This is a genomic window from Phormidesmis sp. 146-33, assembly GCF_052939515.1.
The window spans coordinates 1-2,387 of record NZ_JBJPHU010000252.1; the positions used below are offsets into that span (position 1 = coordinate 1).

1 protein-coding gene and 1 pseudogene are annotated in these 2,387 nt (G+C 53.0%); both read left to right on the forward strand.

Annotated elements, in window-relative coordinates; genetic code table 11:
• Positions 1-665: 665 nt before the first annotated feature.
• Positions 666-1,604 (forward strand): annotated as a pseudogene (locus ACJ2PR_RS35645) (reverse transcriptase domain-containing protein); the annotation flags it as partial.
• A 24-nt stretch (positions 1,605-1,628) separates the two neighbouring features.
• Positions 1,629-2,363 (forward strand): group II intron maturase-specific domain-containing protein, encoded by a 735-nt coding sequence (locus ACJ2PR_RS35650; RefSeq protein WP_446880604.1) that lies wholly within the window; start codon positions 1,629-1,631, stop codon positions 2,361-2,363.
• Positions 2,364-2,387 lie beyond the last annotated feature (24 nt).

Sequence of the window (2,387 nt, forward strand, 5' to 3'; positions counted from 1 at the left end):
TTTGGTGTGTGATTCGTTCAGCCTAAACAGATAGCAATATCTGGGGACGGCTGGCAAGGATGACAGGGGAACAATGCCCGCTGAACCTTGACAACTTCGTTTTCGTGATGGTGCGATTCCATCCCTTCTTGATGCAGGAGTGACAGCCTCTCCCACTGCTCGTAGGCTTGACAACCTACGGGTAGCCAGCATGGGAGAAAAGGCGGTAACTCAGAACCCGACTGAGAACCCCGTCGAGCATAGCTGAGCAGGAGTAACCAACGTGAATTCACGGTCGAACCGTCGTCACAACGAACAAGCCAACGCGGGTTTAATCCTCCACATCAGAGGTCTCAATCGAGAACCAGGCTTGCCCAAAAGGGACTGGCACTGACGTTAGGCAGCTACCAAACTGACCTAAATGCATCCATACTCAACCCGGCGGAGAGTGAAACTCCCACGCTTAGCGTCAAACGGAAACGAGGAACGAAGTAACTCTGATGTTTGCTCTCAGAACCCGGTCGAGGGGCTGAGTAGGGAGTCACCCGCACGCGACCTCAGAGCAGGATTGCCTCAGAAGCCAAAGGCTTTGGGAAAGCCAAAGCATATGCTGACAGAGGCACAACAGTTTGGAAGATAGGGCTGGTAGTCAGAGTGTAAACGTCATGGACACGGAATTACAACCGATGGATGAATGGCAAGACCTCCCCTGGAAACGGATTCAGCGGCAAGTCTTCAAGCTCCAAACCCGGATCTATCGAGCCTCGTTGCGTGGAGATGTTAAGACAGCCCACCGACTCCAACGATTATTGATGAAGTCCTGGTCAGCGAAGTGTTTAGCCGTGCGACGAGTGACGCAAGAGAACCAAGGCAAAAAGACCGCAGGTATCGACGGCTTAGCGTCGCTCTCCCCCCAGATGCGGTTGAGACTGGTTCAACAACTTCACCTCCGAGGAAAGGCAACCCCCACGCGCCGGGTGGACATTCCAAAACCTGGAAGTCCCACGGAGCAAAGACCCCTGTCTATTCCCACCATGCACGACCGAGCGTTACAAACGCTCGTCAAGCTGGCACTCGAACCGGAATGGGAGGCTCGATTCGAGCCAAACAATTACGGGTTTCGCCCCGGACGCTCCTGTCGCGATGCTATCGGAGCCATCTTTCTGGCGATTAAGCAAAAGCCCAAATATGTGCTGGATGCCGATATCCAGAAGTGCTTCGAGAAAATCAACCATTCTGCTTTATTGCGGAAACTCAACGCCCCACCCACGCTCACCCGGCAGATCCGGGCATGACTGAAAAGTGGCGTGATGGAGGGTGCCACCCTCTATCCGACGGATGAAGGGACACCTCAAGGCGGGTGCGTGTCGCCCCTATTGGCGAATGTGGCGTTGCATGGCATGGCAACGGCTCTGGAGAAAGCCTTTGGGCGAACCCAATGCCCAATGCTGGTTCAGTATGCCGACGATCTCGTGGTGCTTCACTCGGATCTTGCGGTCATCCAGCAAAGCCAGCGCATCCTCATGGAATGGTTAGCTGACATGGGATTGGCTTTGAAACCGAGCAAGACTCAAATCACCCATACCCTGGATGACTTTGAGGGTAAAGTGGGATTTGACTTTTTAGGGTACAACATCCGACAGTACCGAGTGGGAAAAACTCACTCCCAGCAAGGGTTCAAAACGATCATCAAACCGAGCCAAGCGGCAATCACCAGACATCTTCGACAACTCCGAATTATTCTCAAACAGTACCAGGCGCAACCGCAATGGAAACTGATTGAGCGATTGAATCCGGTGATTCGAGGATGGGCTAATTACTACGCCAATGTCTGTAGCAAACCGACCTTTGCTCAACTTGGTCATCTGCTGTATTGTCAGCTTCGAGCTTGGGCACGTCGCCGTCATCCCAACAAAAGCCGTCAGTGGCAAGCCCATCGATACTGGTTATTCGACCCAGGAAAACGATGGACGTTTGCTCATCGGTCTGGGCAAACCCTGACGACGCTTTATCACCATGCCCACACGCCGATTCAACGGCATATTAAAGTGCAGGCAAAGCGGAGTCCCTATGACGGCGATTGGATTTATTGGAATCAACGTTTGGCTATGCTCCCAACGGTTAAACCCACGGTCGCAAAACTGCTGGCGAAACAATCTGGGACGTGTCAACACTGCGGGCAGTACTTGCAGTCAGATGACCGGATGGAAGTTCACCATCTGGACAGAAATCCGTCTAACTACAAGCCGGTCAATCTGGTGTTAGTACACCGTCACTGTCATGACGCAATTCATCGAGGTCTGCATGTCCAGCACCAACCTGTTGAGGAGCCGTGTGAGGTGTCAAGTCTCAAGCACGGTTTTGAAGACCAGCGGAGTGGGTGACTGCTCCGCTGAGTTTAACCTGAT